Source organism: Neisseria sp. 74A18, assembly GCF_001308005.1.
In the GTDB taxonomy this organism is placed as follows: domain Bacteria; phylum Pseudomonadota; class Gammaproteobacteria; order Burkholderiales; family Neisseriaceae; genus Neisseria; species Neisseria dumasiana.
The window spans coordinates 1-21,586 of record NZ_LGZA01000028.1 but is presented as its reverse complement, the minus strand read 5'-3'; the positions used below and the strand labels follow the sequence as shown (position 1 = coordinate 21,586).

Here is a 21,586-nt window from a genome sequence, read left to right as displayed (position 1 = left end):
CGCGGCATTATACGCGCTAGAGCGGTAATAAACGAGTGCCGCGCCATAAAATGCGCACATTCGGGCTTTGCAATCAACCAACTTATTTTTAATACAAAACAGCAAGCCGCAGGCAGTGCAGGTAGTGCGGAACCGATTCTGTTGCCGCTTCAGCGGCTTGCACAATCGTTCTCTTTGAGCTAAAGCGTAGCAACACCTTGGTAAAAATGAAGTTGATTAACTATAGTAAAACCTTTGGCAGAATAGGCATCGGCCGATGCCGGGCGGTATTTTAAAAACCGTCCCAATCGTTCAGCATTACCCCGAAGCCCACACTGTTGTGTTTGTGGTTGTAGTCGAGCAGGCTTTCGCCGTAACCGTGGAATCCCTGCACATAGGCTTTGAGTTTGCCTTTGATCGGAAACGTATAATCTGCCTGCACGCCGCCTTTTCCGGTTTTGGGATTGTAGCGCATGGTTGTTGCGATGGTTTGCTTGTCATTGAAACGGTATTGCAGTTTCACATCACCGTAACCCATGTAATCGGAAATATCGGGGTTGTCGTCTTTATCACCGTTTTGGTCGAACATCCTTGCCCACACGCGCGGAATCACGGTTAATTTACCCCACTCCAAACCTGCCATCCCGTATACACGGTTCCATGAACGTGACAAAGGGCGGCTTTGCCCGTTCGACTGATGCACCACGCCTAATCCCAACATACGCAACTTACCCCCGCCGGGCAGATCGGCTTTGACCGGCTGGGTAATGAAAATCTCCGGGGAGTAATCATTGTTGCGGAAAGGTGCCGATTTCTCACCTTGGCTCCACAGCTGCCAGTGCGCGGTTTGGGTGTAGCCGAACCAAACATCCGAGCGGGTTTTAAACACATCCTCCATCAGCTTGGTTTTAAACGATACCTGCATCTTGGTTTCCAAACGCTTCTGATCTTTCGCACGCGGATCATCGGCTGCCCCCCGCGTTTGCGAAGACGGCCGGTAATTCGGGCTGCTGTTATACCAAGCCGGCAACAGATACATGGGATTATGCTCGCGAACCGACAACAAACCTCGTGTATCGTTCTGATCCAAGTCGTACATCAGGCTCAAAGGCGTATAAGCATCGGCCGCCTGCAACAAGGCTTCGGTAGGCTGTATGCCTGCCGTCTCAGGCTCGCTGAACACAATCGCCGCTTCTTTTTTGGCCAAACTTTCATCTACCGTTTTAACCAAATCTACCGATTTAGAGGGTTGTTTCACCGGAACCGGCGGCATTTGCGGTGGAAACTGAGCCGCATACACCTTATCAAAACAGGCCAAACGCAAGGCATTGTCTTGTATCAATGTACATTGCAAAGCCTCGTTACCCGATGAAAAAGCAGGAGCGGAAGCGGCAATGGCCGCTCCGGACATTAAAAGAAAGCGTTTCAACATTGTATCAATTACCTGTTCGCGCAACGGCCGGGTCCAACATCCGGTTGCCTACTGCCGGTAACACTATCGAACCCACCCGCCCGATTGAAACATTGCTGCCGTCTGAATATTCAGACGGCCTGCATCAACCGATGCTTTAAACATTACAGTTCATTATCTGTATATACAAAACAATCACCAAACAAATGCCCCGAGAAACCGTAACCGCTTTCCGGGGCATTTGATCAATAAAACAAACCGGCACCTGCTTTTTGCAGCGGCAAAAAGCAACCGTTTGCCGAATTAAGCCAGAGCTTTAATTTTGGCAGACAGACGGCTCTTGTGGCGGGCTGCTTTGTTTTTGTGGTAGATGCCTTTATCGGCAATACGGTCGATAACTTTTACAGACTCTTGGAATACTGCTTGGGCAGCGGCTTTGTCACCCGCTTCGACAGCTTTCAGAACTTTCTTAACCGCAGTGCGGAAAGCAGTACGTTGGCTGGCGTTGTGGGCACGTTGTTTAACCGACTGGCGGGCACGCTTACGGGCTTGTGCGCTGTTTGCCATATTGAATATCTCCTGATTAAAATCAAATTTAATTTCGTAAACGCGCAATTTTAAAGATTTCACCATATATACGCAAGCGTTTTAACTAAAATGTGTCTATTCAGCGGTTTAAGTTGGGCCTAAAACGACACGCCCCCGGCAGGCTGCGCTTTTCTTCTTTGTTTTCAGACGGCCTCCCCCGTTTTCTTTGCTCCGCCCCATCTATATCACTTTGATTTTTATTAAGCATTCATTTACAATACGCCACACGCCGCCGCCGAGGTTTATATGGGGCTGCGGCTTTTTTTCATTTCAACCCTTTCATTAGGAAAACAACCCGTATGAAAAAATCAGTATTAGCCGTTATTGCTGCCCTTTCATTGGCAGCCTGCGGCGGACAAAGCGAGCAGAAACCCGCCCAACCTCAAGCAGATGCAGGCTCTGCCGCTGCTGCCAATGCCGGCCTGCCCGCAACCGACACACTCAACATCTACAACTGGTCTAACTATGTTGACGAAAGCACCGTTGAAGACTTCAAAAAAGCCAACAACCTGAAGCTCACCTACGACCTTTATGAAAACAACGAAGCCCTTGAAGCCAAAGTGTTAACCGGCAAATCCGGTTACGATTTGGTTGTGCCCGGCATCGCTTTCCTGCCGCGCCAAATTCAGGCAGGAGCCTACCAAAAAATCAACAAAGATTTGATTCCGAACTATAAAAATATTGATCCCGATCTGCTGAAAATGCTGGAAACCGCCGACCCCGGCAACGAATACGCCGTTCCGTATTTCTCCGGTGTCAACACTTTGGCGATTACTGCCAAAGGTAAAGAAGTGTTGGGCGGCCAGCTGCCTGAAAACAGCTGGGATTTGCTGTTCAAACCCGAATACACCAACAAACTGAAATCTTGCGGTATTGCCCTGTGGGATACCCCGAGCGAAATGTTCCCGATTGTGCTGAACTACTTGGGCAAAGACCCGAAAGGCAGCAGCGCGGACGACATCAAAGCCGCCGCAGCCACTCTACAAGCCATCCGCCCCGACGTGAAACGTTTCAGCCCGTCGGTTATCGACGAATTGGCCCGTGGCGACGTATGTTTGGCAGCCGGTAACGGTGGCGACCTAAACATGGCCAAAGCGCGTTCGGAAGAAGTGAAAAACAACGTAGGCATCGAAGTGCTTACACCTAAAGGCATGGGCTTCTGGATTGAATCTTGGCTCATTCCTGCCGATGCGAAAAACGTAGCCAACGCCCATAAATACATCGACTACACACTGGATCCCGAAATTGCCGCGAAAAACGGCAATGCCGTAACCTTCGCACCGGCCAGCCTGCCTGCCCGCGAAAAAATGGATCCGGCTTTGGTAGCCACCCGCTCGATTTTCCCGAATGCGGATGATGTGAAAAACGGTTTCGTGATGCCGCAAATGGACAATGATGCGAAAAAATTAACCGTGAACCTGTGGCAAAAAATCAAAGTAGGCTCCAATTAAGCCCTGCTCTGTTTATCGCGAACAAACCTATTTTTCAGACGGCTGCACTATGCAGCCGTTTTTTCGATATTGTCCCGGCGATACGCCGTATTGCTTTTTAAAGGTTTTGCCGAAATGTGTTTCCGACTGGAACCCCACCGACAAAGCCACAGACAATATTGAATCGGCAGTTTGCTTGAGCAAAACGGCCGCCTGCTGCAAACGGATACTGTTAACGAAAGCATGCGGGCTGACACCGATTTGCTGCTTAAACAAACGCATCAGCTGTGCTCTCGACACATTTGCCGCAGCCGCCATCTCCTGCACACTCCAAGCCTTTTCCGGTGCGGTCAATACCGCCTGAACCACCGCACGCAAGCGCGGATGATGCCAACCGTTGAGCGTACCTGCGGGCAGTTTTCGATTCTCTTGAACAAGATATGCGCGCATAAGCATTACCAGCAATACCGAAGACAAGGCATTCACAACCGTTGCCGAGCCTTTATCCGAGCGTTCCGCCTCATATTCCAACATGGCGGTTAAAGGTTGCAGGGCGGCGCGGTCTATATTCAGATGCACGGTTTCAGGCAAACCATCGATTAAATCGGCGCGGCTGTCGTATTCAAAACGGGCACAAAACAGATTCAGGCTCCGGCCTTGCGAACCACGCTTCTTCAACGTGAAGATCCCATTTTGAACCCAATACGGTGTATCTTCGGTATTGTTGCAATCCCTGCTGCTGCTGATGGTATGCCCTGCGATACGCGGAAAAAACACAATATCACCTGCCGTGAGCAACCTGCTTTCCACCTCTCCGTCAACCCGCAGATACCCCTCTCCCTCCGTAACGATGTGCGCCAAACCCCGCGCACGTTTCGGCTCTTGCCTGACATACCAGCTGCCTTGCAGACGGCATTGCACATCGACGCTGCCTTTGATTTGCGCCAACTCTACCAATTTATCGAAAATATCCATTTTTACACCAAATGTTGAGACGATTTGCAGATTATTCTAACCTGTTTTCCGTACAATATCCTTTTGTCACGTTCCAGAAGACAACCCTGAAAAACACAGAAAGGAAAACCATGTTTCAAAATTGGCCCGAACATACCGCCCACGTTAAAAAATCATTTGCCGCATTAGGCAAATCGCACCCCAAAATGCTGCAAGCCTACGGCTCGCTCGAGCAGGCGGCGGCTGCGGAAGCACTCGATGAAAAAACCCGCGAACTGATTGCCATTGCCGTAGCCATCACCACCCGTTGCGAAAGCTGCATCAGCGTTCATGCCGAAAAAGCGATTAAAGCCGGGGCAACCGAAAGCGAAATTGCCGGCGCGCTGGCCACTGCCATCTCGCTCAATGCCGGAGCGGCCTACACTTACGCCCTGCGCGCACTTGAAGCAATCGAAACCCAACGCTAACCGGTTGGCATACGTTTTGTTTGCATTTTCAGACGGCCTGCGGGGAAATCTCTGTTAGGCCGTCTGAAAATGTATTTACACTACGATTCAAGAAATATTGATACACAACTTGGAGCAGACAGGTTAGTATTGCCAAGCTGCAAGCGTTGTTAAATATTTTTCCTCAGCCCGCATTGCCGCAGCCGTTGCCCGTGTTCGGGCTGCCGTTTTTATGCAAAGGAATCCTGCTATGAAACTTCTGAAAACTGCCTTGTTTATTACCACAGCCGCCGCGCTGACTGCCTGCGCCCAAACACCCCATAAAAGCGGCCACCGCCATCATCACGGCAAACACATGATGCAGCCCACCCATACCGTAGTGAGCAAATACAATTTTAACGATACTGTGAACCGTCTTGAGCAAACCATCAAACAAAAAGGCATGACGCTGTTTACCGTTATCGACCATCAAGCTGCGGCACGGCAAAACGGTTTAACCATGCAGCCGGCCAAAGTGATTATTTTCGGTGCACCCAAAGCCGGAACGCCCTTAATGGTTAAAGACCCCGAATTCGCCCTGCGCTTACCCCTGCGCGTGCTGGTTACAGAAACCGAAGGCAAGGTCAAAGTGGTATTTAACGACACCCGTGCCTTGATTAAAGGCAGCCGCATCGAATTTGCAGAAGTGGAAAATACTTTGGCCAATGCCGAAAAGCTGATCCGCAAAACCGTAAGCGAATAAACTCCGTATGATTAAAACAGCCGTATGCCAAACACCGCATACGGCTGTTTTAATATTGGTGATCGAAATCTGCCCGCACAGCCGGCGCAGGATATTTCCGCATCACAAAAGCACCTCCAAGCCACAACAGGCCGAGACCTTTGCAAAACTCCCAAATGTGGATGCAGTTCAAGGCGTAGCAGCACAGCGAGTGCAGACATATCATATAGATAGGCAAACGAGGGAGCAGCGCACAACGCAGAAATGCGCCGCAGATGGGGGTTTTGCAAAGGTCTCAGGCCGTCTGAAACCGCTTTTCCCCTCTTCCAGCCGCACACTTCCATCCCGCCCTTTGTACAACATATCTATTGTATAATTTCGCTTTTTCCGCACCGCCGCCGCAGTTGACGCACCCCATCGGTAAACTTAATCTGCATTGAGGCGGTCAAACTGCATTTTGCCGCCGCGCTGAATCTTTTGGCAGCTCACACAGCCTGCTTTCAGACGGCCTCCGGATACGATTGTTTATGGCTACCAAATCCCCGAAAACCACCGAAAAAACCGCAGCAAAATCCAACGCCCGCAACAAGAAGCCGTCTGAAAGCGAGCTTCGCCCCGCCAAGCCGCCGCGCCGTGCGAAAGGCGCAACCAAAAACCATGCCGCCAAAAAACGCCCGCAACATGTCGTCAACCTGATTAACGATACTTTATGGCTGCTCGGCCTGCTGATAACCGTTTACGTTACCCTGTCTTTGGCCAGTTTTACGATGGACGACCCCGCATGGTCGCGCAGCGTGCCGCCTTCCGATGAAGTACACAATCTCGGCGGCTTGTTCGGGGCTTATCTTGCCGACGTCGGCTATTACCTGTTCGGGCTGTCGTTTTGGTGGTGGGTCGTTGCCGCCAGCGTTTTGCTGTATAAAAATTTCCGCCCGCTGCACACGCCCGAGCGCAAACCCTACAATTACATGATTGCGGCTGCGGCTTTGGGCATACTGCTGCTGTGCGGCCCCATATTGGAAGTGTTTTCGTTCCAAAACCGTCTCGACGAATCTTTACCCGTCGGTGCCGGCGGCCTGATCGGTTCATTCGCCGCCAAAGGCTTGAGCTGGTTGCTGGGCACATCGGGCAGCCTGCTGATTATGCTGGTGGTTTTGCTGCTGGCCTTATCGCTGTTGGCACAAGTTTCGTGGTTGGACATCCTTGAAAAAACCGGTGCCAAGCTGGAATGGTTTTGGATGAAGCTCACCCGCAAAGAGCACAAATACATCAAAGACCTGCCCGACGCCAAAACCACCCGCCGCATGGTGCGTGAAGCGAAAAACATCACCGCCGAGCCGGTAGAACAAATCGAAGGCACCAGCAGCAACCGCAAAGTGGCCGTATCGGTCGCCCCGCCCGCGCCCGTCCAGCCCGCCTTGTTTGACGAAAAAGGCGAGGCGGCCGAACACCAGCACAGCGGCGAATACACCAAGCCTTCGCTGCACCTGCTACGCCTGCCGCAAGGCGAGCCGCCGGTGGTCAATCCCGACAAGCTGCAACAAACCGCCGAACGCATCGAAGCCAAGCTGGCGGAATTCGGTATCGGCGCGCAAGTGGTTTCCGCCACATCCGGCCCGGTGATTACCCGTTTTGAAATCGAACCGGCTCAAGGCGTGAAAGGCAGCCAGATTGTCAACCTTTCCAAAGACTTGGCACGCTCGATGTCGTTACAGGCGGTGCGGATTGTCGAAACCATCGCCGGTAAAAACACCATGGGTATCGAGCTGCCCAACGAACGCCGCCAAGACGTGATGTTGAGCGAAATCCTTTCCTCGCCCGTGTTTACCGATGCCAATTCCAAGCTCACCGTCGCGCTGGGTAAAGACATTGCCGGCATTCCCGTGGTCGGCGATTTGGCGAAAATGCCGCATTTATTGGTCGGCGGCATGACCGGCTCGGGTAAATCGGTAGGTGTGAACGCCATGATTTTGTCGATTCTGTTTAAAGCCACGCCCGAAGAAGTGCGCTTTATCATGATCGACCCGAAAATGCTGGAATTGAGCATTTACGACGGCATTCCCCACCTGCTCTGCCCCGTGGTAACCGATATGCGCGAAGCCGGCCAAGCGCTCAACTGGTGCGTAGCCGAGATGGAAAAACGCTACCGCCTGCTTTCGCACGCCGGTGTGCGCAATATCGAGGGTTTCAACAAAAAAGTGGCCGATGCCAAAGAAGCGGGCAAACCGCTGCTCAACCCGTTCAGCCTCAACCCCGACGACCCCGAGCCGCTGGAAAAGCTGCCGATGATCGTGGTGGTGATTGACGAATTGGCCGACTTGATGATGACCGAGCGCAAAGCCGTCGAGCAGCAAATCGCCCGCCTCGCCCAAAAAGCCCGTGCCGCCGGTATCCACATGATTGTGGCCACCCAACGCCCGAGCGTGGACGTGGTTACCGGCCTGATTAAAGCCAACATCCCCACCCGCATGGCGTTTACCGTGCAAAGCAAAATCGACAGCCGTACCATTCTCGACCAGATGGGCGCCGACGAACTGCTGAAATACGGCGATTCGCTGTTCCTGCAACCCGGCAACGCCGAGCCGACCCGTTTGCAAGGCGCATTCGTATCCGACGACGAAGTCCATCAGATTGTCGCCCACGTCAAACGCCAAGCTCCGGCCAACTATATCGAGGGACTGCTCAGCGGCGAGGCGGCGTTGGAAACCACCAATATCGTCAACCCTAATGCCAACAGCGACGAACTGTTTGATCAAGCCGTGGCCTTTGTATTGGAAACCCGCAAAACCTCGATTTCTTCCCTGCAACGCCAGCTCAGAATCGGCTATAACCGCGCCGCCAACCTGATGCAGGCGTTGGAAGATGCCGGTGTGGTTTCGCCCGCAGATGTCGGCGGCAGCCGCAAGATTTTGGCACAGAAAGACAACCTTTAATTGTTAAAACCCAACCCTAGGCTGAGACCTTTGCGGATACCGTTTCAGACGGCATCCGCAAAGGTCTCAGGCCGTCTGAAACAATAAATTAACCATAATGTTGAGCAAACTTGATGATTGGCTGATCCGCCACCCTTACCGCGCAGATTTAAAAGGTTGGCGGCGGTTTGTAACGGAATTTTGGTTTTTCGGTTTGAAAGAAGCCCGTGCATGTTTGTTTGCAGGGCTGTTTTTTGTGGCGATGTTTGCCATTCCGCGAGGCGGCTGGCTGGGCATCAGCCGTTATGATTTGCTGCTGGTGTTCGCCTTAACGGTGCAGGCGGCGATGGTGTATTTCAAACTGGAAACGTGGGACGAAGTCAAATCCATCACCTTATTTCACATCGTCGGATTCGCTTTGGAAGTGTTTAAAACCTCGGGCAGCATCCAATCATGGTCGTACCCCGACGACGGCTATACCAAGCTCTTCGGCGTGCCGCTGTTTGCCGGATTTATGTATGCTTCGGTTGGCAGCTACATCATTCAGGCTTGGCGGCTGCTGGACTTGAGGATTACCAGCCACCCGCCTTACTGGCTGGCAACGTTGGCAGCCTCGGCGATTTACATCAATTTCTTCACCCACCACTATATCGGCGACTACCGTTGGTATTTAGCGGCGTTTGTGTTGGGTTTGTATGCCCGCACCACCGTGTATTTCAAACCTTACGATACCTACCGCAAAATGCCTTTGCTGCTTTCATTCGTGTTAATCGGTTTCTTTATCTGGTTGGCGGAGAACATCGGCACGCTGGCGGGCGTTTGGCGTTATCCCAACCAAATCGGCGCATGGTCGATGGTGCATGTGAGCAAATGGAGCTCTTGGGCATTGCTGGTAATTATGACCTTCACCATCGTGGCCAATTTAAAGCACATCAAACACACGATTGCCGTTTCTAAAGATTGATGCCGTCTGAAAAAGCATCTACCGAACCGGCTTTATGTAGTTCAATGAAACCGATTGTGAATAAAAAGCTTTTTCAGACGGCCTCTTGCCGAAAAAGACAGTTTCGGGCTATGGATTATTCCTGCGATTAGTGGTATTTTCGGTGTGGCTTTGCCGTTCAGCGCAACCAAAGCCCCATCAGAAAAATATCTCAGGAGAACCATCATGGCATACAACTACACCCAAGCCGCCGGTTTGCAGGTGGACAACCATCTCTATCAATTCATCGAAAACGAAGTATTGGCCAAACACCCCAACGTGAAATCCGCCGAATTCTGGCAAGGCTTCACCGAGCTGGTGCAAAAGTTCGCCCCGCGCAACCGCGCGCTGCTTGAAAAACGCGACCAAATCCAAGCCAAAATCGACGCATGGCACAAGCAGAACGCCGGCGCAGTTAAAGATGAAGCCGCTTATCAGGCGTTTTTGAAAGAGCTGGGTTATTTGGTTGATGTGCCGTCTGAATTCAAAATCTCCACCGAAAACGTCGATCGCGAACTTTCCGAGCAAGCCGGCCCGCAATTGGTGGTGCCGATCAACAACGCCCGCTACGCCCTGAACGCCGCCAACGCCCGCTGGGGAAGCCTGTACGACGCGCTTTACGGCACCGATGCCGTTGACCAAAGCGGCGACTTGGCACCCGGCAAAGGCTACAACCCCAAACGCGGTGATGCTGTGATTGCCGCCGCCCGCGAGTTTCTCGACAACAGCATTCCCCTTGCCAACGGCAGCCATAAAAACGTTACCGCCTACCAAGTGGCCGAAGGCCGTCTGAAAGCCAAATTGAAAGACGGCAGCGAAAGCGGCTTGGTTTCCCCCGAATTATTCGTCGGCTACAACGGCAGCGCCGAAGCCCCGACTTCCCTGCTGTTCCTGCACAACGGCCTGCACATCGACATCTTGATTGATAAAAACAGCCCCATCGGCAGCCAAGACCCGGCAGGCGTGAAAGACATCATTTTAGAAGCCGCTCTCAGCACCATTATGGACTGCGAAGACTCCGTAGCCGCCGTCGACGGCGAAGACAAAGCATTGGTATATGCCAACTGGCTCGGTCTGATGACCGGCACGCTCACCGAAGAAGTGGAAAAAGGCGGTAAAACCTTCACCCGCAAACTCAATGCCGACCGCGAATACACCAAACCCGACGGCAGCGGCCAATTCAAACTCCCCGGCCGTTCACTGCTGTTTATCCGTAACGTCGGCCACTTAATGACCACGCCTGCCGTGCTCGATTCAGACGGCAACGAAATCCCCGAAGGCATTCTCGACGGCGTGATGACCGCCTTAATCGCCCCGTTCGACCTCAACCGCAGCGAAAACAAAAACAGCCGTTCAGGTTCCGTATACATCGTGAAACCGAAAATGCACGGCTCTGAAGAAGTGGCGTTTGCCAACGAACTGTTTGCCGCGTTTGAAGACTTAACCAAACTGCCGCGCAACACCCTGAAAATGGGTATTATGGACGAAGAACGCCGCACTTCCGCCAACCTCGCCGCCTGTATCCAAGCCGCCAAAGACCGCGTCGTATTCATCAACACCGGCTTCCTCGACCGCACCGGCGACGAAATGCACACCTCCATGCACGGCGGCGCGTTTATCCGCAAGGGCGACATGAAAGCCAGTAAGTGGATCAACGCCTACGAGCTCAACAACGTCCAAACCGGCCTGCAATGCGGCTTGCGCGGCAAAGCCCAAATCGGCAAAGGCATGTGGGCCATGCCCGATTTGATGGCCGAAATGCTCAAGCAGAAAATCGGCCACCCCAAATCAGGCGCAACCACCGCTTGGGTGCCGTCGCCCACCGCAGCCACCCTGCACGCCACGCACTATCATCAAGTGAACGTGTTTGACGTACAAGAAAGCCTGTTGGCACAACCCGCTAAAAACTACACCGACGACCTGCTCGCCATTCCGTTCGCCGCCGAACGCAACTGGTCTGCCGCCGACATCCAGCAAGAATTGGACAACAACTGCCAAGGCATTCTCGGCTATGTGGTGCGTTGGGTAGAACAAGGCGTAGGCTGCTCGAAAGTGCCCGACATCCACAACGTCGGCCTGATGGAAGACCGCGCCACCCTGCGCATTTCCAGCCAACACATCGCCAACTGGCTGCTGCACGGCGTAGTCAGCGAAGCGCAAGTGCGCGAAACGCTGGAACGCATGGCCGGCGTGGTGGACAAACAAAACGAAGGCGATGCGGCATACACGCCGATGGTCGGCCGTTTCGACTCCTCCCCCGCCTTCCTCGCCGCCTGCGACTTGGTGTTTAAAGGCACGGAACAGCCGAACGGCTACACCGAACCGCTGCTGCATCACTGGCGTCGTGTAGCAAAAGGTAATTAATTGTTTTTATATCAAATAAAATAAACTCAGGCCGTCTGAAAATATATTCAGACGGCCTTTTGTTTCTCAAACTGTGTTTTAATCGGCTTTTTAATTGTTGATTATGACGATAAAATCCGCAACAGCCATTATCGTTTTGATATATTTGATTGAAACCATGTTGATTTTACACTCTTTTTTATTCAAAAATAAATAAATCAAACACATATTATCAAATTACTGCTTACGGTTAGCCATACGCAGCAAAGGTTTATACTTCAGCCATCAATAATCTTGATGGCATCCATCAAAATTTACAGTTTTACAGTAATTTTAAAAATTACTACATTTGCCTACACAAGAAAAAAACATACAAAAGGAGCATCTAAAAATGAGTATCCACTCTGCCGGCCTGCGGTTCCGCGAGGCTGTTCAAGAATCCAATCCTTTGGTCGTTGTCGGCTGTATCAACGCCTATTTTGCCCGTCTTGCCACCCAAAGCGGCTTTAAAGCCATTTACCTTTCCGGCGGCGGTGTGGCAGCCTGCTCTTGCGGCATCCCCGACTTGGGCATTACCACCATGGAAGACGTGCTGATTGATGCACGGCGCATTACCGATAATGTCGATACCCCGTTGCTGGTGGATATCGATGTAGGCTGGGGCGGCGCATTCAATATCGCCCGTACCATCCGCAATTTCGAGCGTGCAGGCGTGGCCGCCGTGCATATCGAAGACCAAGTGGCACAAAAACGCTGCGGACACCGCCCGAACAAAGCCATTGTGCCGCAAAGCGAAATGGTAGACCGCATCAAAGCGGCAGTAGATGCCCGCGTAGACGAAAACTTCGTCATCATGGCGCGCACCGATGCTTTGGCCGTTGAAGGCTTGGATGCGGCGATTGAGCGTGCCCAAGCGTGCGTAGAGGCCGGTGCCGATATGATTTTCCCCGAAGCGATGACCGAACTGGGTATGTATAAAAAGTTTGCCGAAGCCGTGAAAGTGCCGGTGTTGGCCAACATTACCGAATTCGGTGCCACCCCGCTTTATACGCAAAAAGAGCTGGCAGAAAACGGCGTGAAGCTGGTGCTGTATCCGCTTTCTACTTTCCGTGCCGCCAGCAAAGCCGCGCTGAATGTGTACGAGGCAATTATGCGCGACGGCACGCAGGCCAATGTGGTCGACACCATGCAAACCCGAGCCGAGCTTTATGAATATCTCAACTATCACGATTTCGAGCAGAAGCTGGATAAGCTGTTCAGCTCGAATAAATAACATCACACCATAAAACAAAACCAACCGAACCGGCGCGGCAGATAATGATGTGCAGGCGGAAACGTATAAACCGAAAGGTTTGGTATCCCTTTTCAGACGGCATGCCGATTTCGTAGGGCCGTCTGAAAAAACACACTTAAAATCTACACAGGAGAACCCCTAATGACTACCGAAAAAACACCGGCAGCCCCGAAACCCAAAAAATCCGTTGCCCTTTCAGGCGTACCCGCAGGCAACACCGCCTTGTGTACCGTAGGCCGCAGCGGCAATGATTTGAGCTACCGCGGCTACGACATTCTCGATTTGGCCAAACACTGCGAATTTGAAGAAGTGGCACACCTGCTGATTCACGGCCACCTGCCCAACAAATTCGAGTTGTCTGCCTATAAGAAAAAACTCAAGTCCCTGCGCGGTTTGCCCATCCGCGTGATTCAAGTGTTGGAAAGCCTGCCCGCGCACACCCACCCGATGGATGTCTTGCGCACCGGCGTTTCTATGCTGGGCTGCGTACATCCCGAACGCGAAAGCCAACCGGCCAGCGAAGCGCGCGATATTGCCGACAAATTGATCGCCAGCCTCGGCAGCATGCTGCTTTACTGGTATCAATATTCGCACAACGGCAAGCGCATTAAGGTTGAAAGCAAAGAAGACAGCATCGGCGGGCATTTCCTGCACATGCTGCACGGCAAGCGTCCCACCAAGTCGCAAATCAAAGCCATGCACATTTCGCTGATTCTGTATGCGGAGCATGAATTCAATGCGTCCACCTTCACTTCGCGTGTGATTGCCGGCACAGGCTCCGACATTTATTCCTGCATCACCGGTGCCATCGGAGCATTGAAAGGCCCGAAACACGGCGGCGCCAACGAAGTGGCTTACGACATTCAAAAACGCTACCGCAATGCCGATGAAGCCGAAGCCGACATCCGCGAGCGCATCGGCCGCAAAGAAATCGTTATCGGTTTCGGCCACCCCGTTTATACCGTGTCCGACCCGCGCAACGTCGTGATTAAAGAAGTGGCGCGCGAATTGAGCGAAGAAGCGGGCGATATGCGTTTGTTCGACGTTGCCGAGCGTTTGGAAACCCTGATGTGGAACGAGAAAAAAATGTTCCCGAACTTAGACTGGTTCTCTGCCGTTTCCTATCAAAAACTGGGCGTGCCCACCGCCATGTTCACGCCGCTGTTTGTGATTTCGCGCACCACCGGCTGGTCTGCCCATGTGCTCGAGCAACGCCAAGACGGCAAAATCATCCGCCCGAGCGCGAACTACACCGGCCCCGATGATTTGGCTTTCGTGCCGATGGAAGAACGCTAAACCGAATCAAGGTACGGCCGGCGCAAGCCTACCGTACCTTTTTTGATGGTTCAGACAGGCATGGGGCCGTCTGAAAAACTTTTCCCTGAAAACCCAATATAATGCCGGTACTGCTTGACAAACGAAAGAGTACGACACCGCATGAAAACGATTAAATTCAACAACTGTTTGAACACTTTAGCCGGCATGACGGCCTGTATTGCCCTAGCCGCCTGCTCCGAAACCGGAAATGCCGCGCCCGGCCAGCCTGCCGCCGCACCCGGACAAATCGGGCATTTACGGCTGGCCGACAATCTCGACCGCCCGCAAGACGGCTATTGTTTGGACATTTTGGGTTCGGGGCAGCATATCCGCTTCGATATGCCGATGACCGCACACAACTGCAAACCCGGCTTATATGAAGACGAAGCCGTGGTAATGGAAAAAGACGGCAAGATACATTTTCCCGCTTACGGCGTATGTGCAACCGTGGCCGGTATCAACAATACCGTGCTGGCAGGTGCGGCGGTGATGCCGAGATTATGCGGCGAACGCAGCCCGTTTCTCGAATCGCAGCATTTGCAGCATTTCGTACATCGTTCAGACGGCCGCATCGAGCTGGCCGGATCGGGTTTGTGCCTGACCGTGGGCACGGAATCGGCTTCTACCTTTGATGCCACCCACCGTTGGCGCGCTTTGTTTATGCAGAAGTGTGAACAAGCACCGCTGCCGTTGTCGAAATGGCGTTTCAGCGTGCCGAAAACGCATTAGCCGCATGCCGGTATCGCCGCACGGCAAACCGAACCGCCGCCACAATATGCGGGCATTGTTGTCGCAGCAGATGCGGTTTACGCCTCTCAAAGTGCCGCCGCAATGCCGGCTGACAACACGCCTTAAGAAAGGTTGTTCATGAACCTGAAAGATTATCTGCTGATATTGCTGGTGATTGGTATATGGGGCGTGAATTTCCTGTTTATGAAGTTTGCCCTCAACGAAATACCGCCGATGGTATTGGGTATGCTGCGTTTTTTCTGCGTGGTGTTCCCCGCAGTGTTTTTACTCAAACGCCCGCCCGTGCCGTGGCATTTGTTGGCGGCCTACGGTTTAACCATCAGCTTCGGCCAATTCGCCCTGATGTTTACTGCTTTGGATTGGGGGCTGCCTACCGGCTTGGCGGCGTTAATGCTGCAAGTGCAGGTGTTTTTTACCGTGTTGATTGCCGGCATCGTGCTGCGCGAGCCGGTGCTGGCGCATCATTTGCTGGGCATGTTTACCACCGCCGTCGGGCTGGTTTTTATCGGTATCGGCCATTATCAAGGCCAACTGCCGATTACGGCCATGCTGCCGGTGTTCGGTGCGGCGGCTTCTTGGGCATGCGGCAATATTATTGTGAAACGCATCGGCTCTGTGAACGCTTTGTCGCTGGTTGTGTGGGGCGGCATTCCGGCATTTTGCGCATTTACGCTGGCTTCGCTGATGCTATACGGCACCGACGGTTTGGCACAACATGTCTCCAACCTGACTTGGAAAGGCATTGTCGGCATTCTGTTTTTGGCTTATGTGGCGAGCTTGGTCGGCTATACCGGCTGGGGCGCGTTGCTGGCCAAGCATCCGGCCGGCAGGGTAACACCATTTGCTTTATTGGTGCCGGTGATTGCTTTGCTGGCAGGCTATCTGGTTTTAAACGAACGCTTGGCAGCATGGCATTGGCTGGGCATTGTTGTGGTGATGGCCGGCCTGACGCTGCATATTTTCGGCAGCAAATGGCGCAGGGCAGTGCCTGATATATAAATGATATATGGCCGTCTGAAAAAGCTTTCAGGCAGGCATACCAATATCGAATCAATCGGTTATCAATTATGATTATCGGCTTTCAGACGGCCTGATGCCGTCTGAAAAAACACACTAAAAGAAAAACATTGAAAAAGGACTTAACCATGAAAACCAACCAAATCTACCGCAAACCCCTACCCGATTCCGATTTGGAATACTACGATGCCCGCGCGGCGTGTGAAGATATCCAACCCGGCTCTTACGACACGCTGCCCTACACTTCGCGCATTTTGGCCGAAAACCTGGTTAACCGTGCCGACAAGGTAGACTTGCCCACGCTGCAAAGCTGGTTGCGCCAACTGATTGAGCGCAAGCAGGAAATCGACTTTCCGTGGTTCCCCGCGCGCGTAGTGTGCCACGATATTTTGGGGCAGACCGCGCTGGTGGATTTGGCCGGTTTGCGTGATGCGATTGCCGAAAAAGGCGGCGATCCTTCCAAAGTCAACCCCGTGGTGCAAACCCAGCTGATTGTCGACCACTCACTTGCCGTGGAATGCGGCGGCTATGATCCCGATGCGTTTGCCAAAAACCGTGCCATCGAAGACCGCCGCAACGAAGACCGTTTCCACTTCATCAACTGGACGAAAACCGCTTTTGAAAATGTGGATGTGATTCCCGCGGGCAACGGCATCATGCACCAAATCAACTTGGAAAAAATGTCGCCCGTGATTCAGGTAAAAGACGGCGTGGCCTTCCCCGACACCTGCGTCGGCACCGACAGCCACACGCCGCATGTGGACGCGCTGGGCGTGATTTCCGTAGGCGTGGGCGGATTGGAAGCCGAAACCGTGATGCTCGGCCGCGCTTCGATGATGCGCCTGCCCGATATTGTAGGCGTTAAACTCACCGGCAAACGCCAGCCCGGCATTACCGCCACCGATATCGTGTTGGCCTTAACCGAATTTTTGCGTAAAGAGCGCGTGGTCGGTGCATTTGTCGAATTCTTCGGCGAAGGGGCGGAAAGCCTTTCTATCGGCGACCGCGCCACCATTTCCAACATGACGCCCGAGTACGGCGCAACGGCGGCCATGTTCGCTATCGACCAACAAACCATTGATTATTTGAAACTGACCGGCCGCGACGACGAACAGGTCAAACTGGTAGAAAACTATGCCAAAACCGCCGGCTTGTGGGCGGATGCGCTCAAAACAGCCGAATATCCGCGCGTATTAACCTTCGATCTCTCTACCGTTACCCGCAACATGGCCGGCCCGTCCAACCCGCACGCCCGCGTAGCCACCGCCGATTTGGCCAAAAAAGGCATTGCCGCACCCTACGAAGAGCCTTCAGACGGCCTGATGCCCGACGGTGCCGTGATTATCGCGGCGATTACGTCGTGTACCAACACCTCCAACCCGCGCAACGTCGTGGCCGCCGCCCTGCTGGCACGCAAAGCCAACGAATTGGGTTTAACCCGCAAACCGTGGGTGAAATCGTCGTTCGCACCCGGCTCCAAAGTAGCGGAAATCTATCTGAAAGAATCAGGCTTGCTGCCCGAGCTGGAAAAGCTGGGCTTTGGCATCGTGGCCTTTGCCTGCACCACCTGTAACGGCATGTCCGGCGCGCTCGATCCGAAAATCCAGCAGGAAATCATCGACCGCGATTTGTACGCCACCGCCGTATTGTCGGGCAACCGCAACTTCGACGGCCGTATCCACCCCTACGCCAAACAAGCCTTCCTAGCTTCGCCGCCGCTGGTCGTAGCCTACGCGATTGCAGGCAGCATCCGTTTCGACATTGAAAACGACGTATTGGGCGTTTCAGACGGCAAAGAAATCCGCCTGAAAGACATTTGGCCGACCGACGAGGAAATCGACGCCATCGTAGCCGAATATGTGAAACCGCAGCAGTTCCGCGACGTGTACATCCCCATGTTCGACACCGGAGCCGCCGAAAAAGCCGAAAGCCCGCTGTACGACTGGCGCCCCATGTCCACCTACATCCGCCGTCCGCCATACTGGGAAGGCGCGTTGGCAGGCGAGCGCACCTTAAAAGGCATGCGCCCGCTGGCGATTCTGCCCGACAACATTACCACCGACCATTTGTCGCCCTCCAACGCCATTCTGCCGACCAGCGCGGCAGGCGAATACCTCGCCAAAATGGGCCTGCCTGAAGAGGACTTCAACTCTTACGCCACCCACCGTGGCGATCACTTGACCGCCCAGCGCGCCACCTTCGCCAACCCCAAACTCTTCAACGAGATGGTGAAAAACGAAGACGGCACCACCAAGCAAGGCTCACTCGCCCGCGTCGAACCCGAAGGCCAAGTGATGCGTATGTGGGAAGCGATTGAAACCTATATGAACCGCAAACAGCCGCTGATTATCGTAGCCGGCGCCGACTACGGCCAAGGCTCCAGCCGCGACTGGGCCGCCAAAGGCGTGCGCCTCGCCGGCGTGGAAGCCATTGTGGCCGAAGGCTTCGAGCGCATCCACCGCACCAACCTCATCGGCATGGGCGTGCTGCCGCTGCAATTCAAAGAAGGCGTTAACCGCCACACCTTAGAACTGGACGGCACCGAAACCTACGATGTGATCGGCAAACGCGAACCGCGCTGCGACTTAACGCTGGTTATCCACCGCAAAAACGGCGAAACGGTTGAAGTACCCGTTACCTGCCGTTTGGACACCGCCGAAGAAGTGCTGATCTACGAAGCCGGCGGCGTGCTGCAACGCTTCGCGCAGGACTTTTTAGAAGGCAACGCGGCTTGAAACTAGAAGTAATTAAAAAAGATTTCTATTAGTGGTAGGTTGGGTTCTGTAATATCCAGAACCCAACTTTATTAATCAAAGATTTAAAGGCATAAATATGGCAATTAAACGACAAATTATTATTTCAGAAAAAGACTATATTTGGAAAGATTTATGCTTATCTGTAGATGGAAAATCCAAAAGGAAAGACCTTAAAAGTTGGTCATTTCCTGAATTATTCAAAAATCATTATCAAGACGGGCAACAAAGACTTTTTTGTATTACCTTCCCTGAAATCACATGTATCAATCCTATCATTGTTGAATTATCTATTAGTAGTGGTCAAAATTTTCACCTAAAAGGAAATATATTAAAACTTTGTAAACAAATTGCAGATGAATTGGGCAATCAATTTTATTTAGTTGTGCAAAGTTTGGATATTAAGAAAACCTGTAGTAAGTCAACAATACAATCTACATTACCGGAAACTATTGCTCGTATTGTTAAACAACGCACACGTCAAGCAGCATATCGTAATGAGCTATTAACCTTATGGAATAATAAATGTGCTTTAACAAATATTGATTTTAAAGGTGTCTTGGTAGCCTCCCATATTAAGCCATTTTACTTAGCTGAAGGTTCCGAAAAATATGATGTTGCCAATGGATTATTACTTTGCACCCATATTGATAAACTATTCGATTTAGGATTAATCTCTTTCGATGAAAATGGTTCAATACTAGTTTCTCAAGAGTTAGCCAACCACAAGCTTTTACAAAAACTCAATATTCCCAAACAGGCATCTTTAAACTTTAACAACCTATCAGATCCCTCTAAAAAACGAGAAATATTAGCTTATTTGTCTTTTCACCGAGATAAAATTTTTCATTCATAACTTATAAAATCTCTATTAGTGTGAATAAGTATATAAAAGTTTAACGAACAAACATATGAATTCTGATACTTTTCTGAAAATTTCAAACCGGCATCAAGCTACTTTGAATGTTACATCTTATAAAACACCGCCAACCAAACCGTAACTTACTCCTTATCCGTCATCACCACCCTATGCCTGCAATGCGCCGGAATATGCACATAATCCCCGGCTTGCAGGCTGATTTCTTTGCCGTTTTCAAAACCCAACACTGCACTGTCCTGCAATAAAATCACCCATTCGGCTTCATCTTGGTCGTACCAGCCTGATTCGGGCGAGGATTGCCCGTGCGAAACGATGCGCTCGATGCGGATATTCGGTGTGCGCAGGATGTCTTCAAAAACTTCGGTATCACTACATTGGGGCAACGGACGGAAAATATTGTGTTTCTGCATGGCGGCTTCCTGTTTTCAGACGGCCTCTAATGCCTATATAACAGAGATTGATGAGCAAGCCTTATTCAATCACGCCTAATGCTTTCAACCCGTTATACACACCGTCTTCCTCTACTGTCGGGCAAACATAGTCGGCAACGGCTTTTAAGTCTGGATGGCCGTTACCCATGGCAACGCCGAAACCCACGGCCTTCATCATTTCAATATCGTTTAAACCGTCGCCAAACGCCATTACGTCTTTCATCTCAATGCCCAGCTTGGCAACAGCTTTGCCGATGCCGCGGGCTTTCGAGCCTCCTGCGTTCAAAATATCGACGGCCTGTTCGTGCCAGCGAACGGTTTTGTAGCCGTAGCCGGCGGCTATATCGGCCATTTCCTGTTCGCGGGCAGCATCATAAAATGCCAGCATTTGAAAAATTTCGTGTTTGCGAAAAAAGAATGGATCAACTACCGGTGCGGCAAATATATGCTTCATGGTCTCTTCTACCACAGGAGTCAGAGCAGATACCGCTATGTTATCGTTGGCCACAAAAGCATAAGCAATGCCGTGCCGGTCAAAATATCGGCAAAGCTGCTCGACAATATCGGTATCCAGAGGACATTTATCGATAACTTCGCCACGGTAGCGTATAAACTGGCCATTTATGGTCAGCAATAAATCCATTCCGGCATCTTCGGCAAGCCGACGAACCTTAGCAGGAATCGCAGCATAAGGGCGGCCCGTTGCAATAGCCGTTAAAATACCGCGTCTTTTCAATGCAATAACGGCTTCCCGCACGGAAACTCTAAGGGTATCGGTATATTTACGGTATAGGGTGTCGTCTATATCAAAAAATACGATTTTAGGCTGGTTCATCATTATTTATTTAAGCTTTCAATTGCTGTTACCACACTATAGTTTATTTGAGTATCGGCATGTGCGTTTTGGGAAACCGCTGCGTTTCACTTCATTTCGGCAGTCCGATACAATCTCTAGCCAATCAACTCAATTTTAATACAAGGCAGCAAGCCGCAGACAGTACAGGCATTACGAAGCCGATTCTGTCGCCTCTAAGTGGCTTACACAATCGTTCTCTTTGAGCTAAGGTGCAGCAACGTCGTAGTAAAAGTTAAGTGGATTAACTATATACCATCATACTCTGGCACCATCCCAATCTCTTCTCAAATTATCGAAGTTTCAGACGGCCCAAATCAAAATCTGCGCGACAAATTTATTATCTTTTAACTTGCTCACTATCAACAACAATGGCTTTTACAGCAAGTATAAATTGAATCCAACTGCCCCATAAATGTAATTTAGTTTCTTTAAATTTCACCAAACAATCTGAAAGTCATTTCAATTTCAAAAAAATATAATTGATTTAAATAAATATTTATTAAAAATACAAACAATTTTCGC

18 protein-coding genes are annotated in these 21,586 nt (G+C 51.6%); 13 read left to right on the top strand and 5 right to left on the bottom strand.

Annotation, left to right across the window (positions count from 1 at the left end):
* Nucleotides 1-271: 271 nt before the first annotated feature.
* The gene (locus tag AKG43_RS09040; RefSeq protein WP_054600244.1) at nucleotides 272-1,411 is read right to left on the bottom strand and encodes a phospholipase A; all 1,140 of its coding nucleotides are present in this window, start codon (nucleotides 1,409-1,411) and stop codon (nucleotides 272-274) included.
* On the opposite strand from AKG43_RS09040, the gene AKG43_RS12810 reads away from it, so the two are divergent.
* Nucleotides 1,411-1,551, top strand: a complete 141-nt coding sequence (locus AKG43_RS12810; protein WP_156300650.1) for a hypothetical protein — start codon at nucleotides 1,411-1,413, stop codon at nucleotides 1,549-1,551. The two genes, AKG43_RS09040 and AKG43_RS12810, sit on opposite strands and share 1 nt — an antisense overlap.
* A gap of 142 nt (nucleotides 1,552-1,693) precedes the next feature.
* Here AKG43_RS12810 and rpsT read toward each other — a convergent pair whose 3' ends face one another.
* Nucleotides 1,694-1,957 carry a 30S ribosomal protein S20 gene (rpsT, locus tag AKG43_RS09035; RefSeq protein WP_054600263.1) on the bottom strand — a complete coding sequence of 88 codons (264 nt, stop codon included), beginning with the start codon at nucleotides 1,955-1,957 and terminating at the stop codon, nucleotides 1,694-1,696.
* A gap of 320 nt (nucleotides 1,958-2,277) precedes the next feature.
* Between rpsT and AKG43_RS09030 the strand changes: the two genes are divergently transcribed.
* Nucleotides 2,278-3,429 (top strand): extracellular solute-binding protein, encoded by a 1,152-nt coding sequence (locus AKG43_RS09030; RefSeq protein WP_054600243.1) that lies wholly within the window; start codon nucleotides 2,278-2,280, stop codon nucleotides 3,427-3,429.
* Between the two features lie 27 nt (nucleotides 3,430-3,456).
* On the opposite strand, the gene AKG43_RS09025 is transcribed toward AKG43_RS09030, so the two are convergent.
* A complete protein-coding gene (locus AKG43_RS09025) occupies nucleotides 3,457-4,383 on the bottom strand; it encodes a cupin domain-containing protein (RefSeq protein WP_054600242.1) in 927 nt (308 codons plus the stop codon).
* 110 nt (nucleotides 4,384-4,493) lie between these two features.
* Here AKG43_RS09025 and AKG43_RS09020 point away from each other — a divergent pair, with 110 nt between their 5' ends.
* From AKG43_RS09020 to AKG43_RS08970, 11 genes are all read left to right on the top strand, one after another.
* Complete coding sequence (locus tag AKG43_RS09020; RefSeq protein WP_054600241.1) at nucleotides 4,494-4,829, top strand: carboxymuconolactone decarboxylase family protein; 336 nt, start codon at nucleotides 4,494-4,496, stop codon at nucleotides 4,827-4,829.
* Between the two features lie 229 nt (nucleotides 4,830-5,058).
* Nucleotides 5,059-5,550: a DUF302 domain-containing protein gene (locus AKG43_RS09015; RefSeq protein ID WP_054600240.1), complete on the top strand. Its 492-nt coding sequence runs from the start codon at nucleotides 5,059-5,061 to the stop codon at nucleotides 5,548-5,550.
* A 506-nt stretch (nucleotides 5,551-6,056) separates the two neighbouring features.
* Nucleotides 6,057-8,462: a DNA translocase FtsK gene (locus tag AKG43_RS09010; RefSeq protein ID WP_054600239.1), complete on the top strand. Its 2,406-nt coding sequence runs from the start codon at nucleotides 6,057-6,059 to the stop codon at nucleotides 8,460-8,462.
* 97 nt (nucleotides 8,463-8,559) lie between these two features.
* Nucleotides 8,560-9,405, top strand: coding sequence for a DUF817 domain-containing protein (locus AKG43_RS09005; RefSeq protein ID WP_054600238.1), 846 nt, complete (start codon nucleotides 8,560-8,562; stop codon nucleotides 9,403-9,405).
* 204 nt (nucleotides 9,406-9,609) lie between these two features.
* On the top strand, nucleotides 9,610-11,787 hold the full coding sequence (locus AKG43_RS09000; RefSeq protein ID WP_054600237.1) for a malate synthase G: 2,178 nt from the start codon (nucleotides 9,610-9,612) through the stop codon (nucleotides 11,785-11,787).
* 370 nt (nucleotides 11,788-12,157) lie between these two features.
* Complete coding sequence (gene prpB / locus AKG43_RS08995) at nucleotides 12,158-13,039, top strand: methylisocitrate lyase (RefSeq protein ID WP_054600236.1); 882 nt, start codon at nucleotides 12,158-12,160, stop codon at nucleotides 13,037-13,039.
* A gap of 162 nt (nucleotides 13,040-13,201) precedes the next feature.
* Nucleotides 13,202-14,356 carry a 2-methylcitrate synthase gene (gene prpC / locus AKG43_RS08990; RefSeq protein WP_054600235.1) on the top strand — a complete coding sequence of 385 codons (1,155 nt, stop codon included), beginning with the start codon at nucleotides 13,202-13,204 and terminating at the stop codon, nucleotides 14,354-14,356.
* A gap of 141 nt (nucleotides 14,357-14,497) precedes the next feature.
* The gene (locus AKG43_RS08985; RefSeq protein WP_054600234.1) at nucleotides 14,498-15,106 is read left to right on the top strand and encodes a hypothetical protein; all 609 of its coding nucleotides are present in this window, start codon (nucleotides 14,498-14,500) and stop codon (nucleotides 15,104-15,106) included.
* Nucleotides 15,107-15,244: 138 nt separating this feature from the next.
* The gene (locus tag AKG43_RS08980) at nucleotides 15,245-16,126 is read left to right on the top strand and encodes an EamA family transporter (protein WP_054600233.1); all 882 of its coding nucleotides are present in this window, start codon (nucleotides 15,245-15,247) and stop codon (nucleotides 16,124-16,126) included.
* 146 nt (nucleotides 16,127-16,272) lie between these two features.
* Nucleotides 16,273-18,879: a Fe/S-dependent 2-methylisocitrate dehydratase AcnD gene (gene acnD, locus AKG43_RS08975; RefSeq protein WP_054600232.1), complete on the top strand. Its 2,607-nt coding sequence runs from the start codon at nucleotides 16,273-16,275 to the stop codon at nucleotides 18,877-18,879.
* Nucleotides 18,880-18,976: 97 nt separating this feature from the next.
* Entirely contained in the window at nucleotides 18,977-19,753 is a 777-nt protein-coding gene (locus AKG43_RS08970) for an HNH endonuclease (protein WP_054600231.1), read from the top strand.
* A 146-nt stretch (nucleotides 19,754-19,899) separates the two neighbouring features.
* Here the strand turns inward: AKG43_RS08970 and AKG43_RS08965 are convergent, their stop codons facing one another.
* Nucleotides 19,900-20,187: a cupin gene (locus AKG43_RS08965; protein WP_054600230.1), complete on the bottom strand. Its 288-nt coding sequence runs from the start codon at nucleotides 20,185-20,187 to the stop codon at nucleotides 19,900-19,902.
* A gap of 61 nt (nucleotides 20,188-20,248) precedes the next feature.
* The gene (locus AKG43_RS08960) at nucleotides 20,249-21,043 is read right to left on the bottom strand and encodes a Cof-type HAD-IIB family hydrolase (protein ID WP_054600262.1); all 795 of its coding nucleotides are present in this window, start codon (nucleotides 21,041-21,043) and stop codon (nucleotides 20,249-20,251) included.
* Nucleotides 21,044-21,586: the final 543 nt, after the last annotated feature.

What these genes read in the sequence shown, in the direction of transcription:
- AKG43_RS09040 (WP_054600244.1), bottom strand. Translation starts at nt 1,411, where the DNA reads ATGTTGAAACGCTTTCTTTTAATGTCCGGAGCGGCCATTGCCGCTTCC.
- rpsT (WP_054600263.1), bottom strand. Translation starts at nt 1,957, where the DNA reads ATGGCAAACAGCGCACAAGCCCGTAAGCGTGCCCGCCAGTCGGTTAAA.
- AKG43_RS09030 (WP_054600243.1), top strand. Translation starts at nt 2,278, where the DNA reads ATGAAAAAATCAGTATTAGCCGTTATTGCTGCCCTTTCATTGGCAGCC.
- AKG43_RS09025 (WP_054600242.1), bottom strand. Translation starts at nt 4,383, where the DNA reads ATGGATATTTTCGATAAATTGGTAGAGTTGGCGCAAATCAAAGGCAGC.
- AKG43_RS09020 (WP_054600241.1), top strand. Translation starts at nt 4,494, where the DNA reads ATGTTTCAAAATTGGCCCGAACATACCGCCCACGTTAAAAAATCATTT.
- AKG43_RS09015 (WP_054600240.1), top strand. Translation starts at nt 5,059, where the DNA reads ATGAAACTTCTGAAAACTGCCTTGTTTATTACCACAGCCGCCGCGCTG.
- AKG43_RS09010 (WP_054600239.1), top strand. Translation starts at nt 6,057, where the DNA reads ATGGCTACCAAATCCCCGAAAACCACCGAAAAAACCGCAGCAAAATCC.
- AKG43_RS09005 (WP_054600238.1), top strand. Translation starts at nt 8,560, where the DNA reads ATGTTGAGCAAACTTGATGATTGGCTGATCCGCCACCCTTACCGCGCA.
- AKG43_RS09000 (WP_054600237.1), top strand. Translation starts at nt 9,610, where the DNA reads ATGGCATACAACTACACCCAAGCCGCCGGTTTGCAGGTGGACAACCAT.
- prpB (WP_054600236.1), top strand. Translation starts at nt 12,158, where the DNA reads ATGAGTATCCACTCTGCCGGCCTGCGGTTCCGCGAGGCTGTTCAAGAA.
- prpC (WP_054600235.1), top strand. Translation starts at nt 13,202, where the DNA reads ATGACTACCGAAAAAACACCGGCAGCCCCGAAACCCAAAAAATCCGTT.
- AKG43_RS08985 (WP_054600234.1), top strand. Translation starts at nt 14,498, where the DNA reads ATGAAAACGATTAAATTCAACAACTGTTTGAACACTTTAGCCGGCATG.
- AKG43_RS08980 (WP_054600233.1), top strand. Translation starts at nt 15,245, where the DNA reads ATGAACCTGAAAGATTATCTGCTGATATTGCTGGTGATTGGTATATGG.
- acnD (WP_054600232.1), top strand. Translation starts at nt 16,273, where the DNA reads ATGAAAACCAACCAAATCTACCGCAAACCCCTACCCGATTCCGATTTG.
- AKG43_RS08970 (WP_054600231.1), top strand. Translation starts at nt 18,977, where the DNA reads ATGGCAATTAAACGACAAATTATTATTTCAGAAAAAGACTATATTTGG.
- AKG43_RS08965 (WP_054600230.1), bottom strand. Translation starts at nt 20,187, where the DNA reads ATGCAGAAACACAATATTTTCCGTCCGTTGCCCCAATGTAGTGATACC.
- AKG43_RS08960 (WP_054600262.1), bottom strand. Translation starts at nt 21,043, where the DNA reads ATGAACCAGCCTAAAATCGTATTTTTTGATATAGACGACACCCTATAC.